General features: G+C 42.1%; 1 protein-coding gene and 1 pseudogene. Both read right to left on the bottom strand.

The genetic code is table 11. The annotated features are described in order from the left end of the window. Window positions 1–119: 119 nt before the first annotated feature. Window positions 120–659, bottom strand: a pseudogene (locus tag ACFIL3_RS09890) (cytochrome c oxidase subunit 3). Between the two features lie 179 nt (window positions 660–838). After that, window positions 839–1,180: a F0F1 ATP synthase subunit A gene (gene atpB, locus ACFIL3_RS09895; protein ID WP_375621879.1), complete on the bottom strand. Its 342-nt coding sequence runs from the start codon at window positions 1,178–1,180 to the stop codon at window positions 839–841. Window positions 1,181–1,808 lie beyond the last annotated feature (628 nt).

Consider the following 1,808-nt stretch of genomic DNA (forward strand, 5'->3'; position numbering starts at 1 on the left):
GGGTGAGGGCCCCCGCATGGTCCGGGATGTGTTCCGCCTGGCAGGTGCATTCTCCTTGGCCCTCATCAGTAAATAGAGATGTAGAGGAGTAATCATACAACATCTACAAAGTGTCAATATCAAGCGGCAGCTTCAAAGCCGAAGTGGTGGTTTGGTGTGAAGTGATATAATAGTTGGCGGATGAGACAGATAAGGAGGAAAGTGGATCCAATGATGACGTGGAGTCCATGGAAACCCGTAGCGATAAAGAATGTTGAGCCATAAATACCGTCGGAAATGGTGAAGGGTGCTTCAAAGTACTCTGAAATTTGTAGTAAGGTGAAATAGATGCCTAGTAGAATTGTGATGAGTAGAGCCTGGGTTGTTTGTTTTCGATTGTTGTTTATAAGGCTGTGGTGAGTTCAGGTAATTGTTACTCCTGATGCTAATAATACAGAGGTATTTAGAAGGGGTACTTCTAAGGGATTTAATGGGGTAATACCTGTTGGTGGCCAGTGGCCCCCTAAATAAGGGGTTGGGGCTAGGCTTGAGTGGTAGAATGCTCAGAAGAACCCGGTAAAGAAGAAGACTTCTGAGATAATGAATAGGACTATGCCATATCGAAGGTTTTTTTGAACGGGTGTCGTGTGATGTCCTTGATAAGTGCTTTCTCGTACGATATCGCGTCATCATTGGTGAAGGGTTAGTGTTGTGGTTAGTAGACCTAGTGTTAATAGAGTGGTGGAATAGAAGTGAAATCATATGGCTAAGCCGGATGTTGTTAGAAGGGCTGATAGAGCCCCTGCTAGTGGTCAGGGGCTGGGTTTGACTATGTGGTAAGCATGGGATTGGTGGGCCATTAGGTGTTGTTGTGTAAATAAAGGCTAACTAGAAGTGTGAAAACGTAGGCTTGGATTAGAGCAACTGCGATTTCTAGGATGGTGAGTAGTGTCAGGAGTGTGAAGATCAGTGAAGTAGCGGGGGGGCTGATAGTTAGTAGTGTTAGTGTTGCGTTTCCAACTAGGTGTATTAGCAGGTGACCAGCCGTAATGTTAGCAGTTAAGCGTACGGCTAGGGCTACTGGTTGGATGACCAGGCTAATGGTTTCGATTATTACTAGTATGGGGATGAGTAATGTTGGTGTGCCTTGTGGTAGGAGGTGAGCTAGGGAGCTTTTGGTTTTAAAGCGAAGGCCTGTGATTACTGTGGCAGCTCATAAGGGGATTGCTATAGCGAGGTTTATGGATAGTTGGGTGGTGGGTGTAAATGAATGGGGTAGGAGTCCCAGAAGGTTAGTTGTGGTAATAAAGGTAATTAGGGATATTAGTATTAGAGATCAGGTTCGCCCCTTAGCATTATGGGTTATTATTATTTGTTTTAGAGTGAATAGTACTAGGTTGCGTTGGATAGTGATTAGTCGGTTGTTAATGAGATGTTTGGACGTTGGGATTAATAATATGGGAAATATAATGATGGGGATTGTGGCAGGTTGATTTAGGATTATTGGAGTTGCGAATAGGGTAAACAGATTTTCGTTCATTTTAGTTGTCAGTAGCTATTGGGGGCTTGCTTATGAGAGTTTTTTTGTCGGGGGGGGTTGATGGTAGTGTATGTTTAGCAGTTTTAATTGTGTAATAAGATATAGTGTAGGGAGTGTTGTTGTGATAGTGATAAATCACTGCAGCATTGCCAAATATGTATGTTTTTAAAAGTTGACATTGATAATACAATTATAAACATTAAGGTCTTAGTGTTCAAGGTTAAATAAATATTCCTTTACAAATGTTTGAATTTTTATTTAATTTACAGCAGAGAACCAGGTGCAATCA

It is taken from the genome of Bartonella sp. CE47NXGY, from assembly GCF_042195415.1.
Classification (GTDB): domain Bacteria; phylum Pseudomonadota; class Alphaproteobacteria; order Rhizobiales; family Rhizobiaceae; genus Bartonella.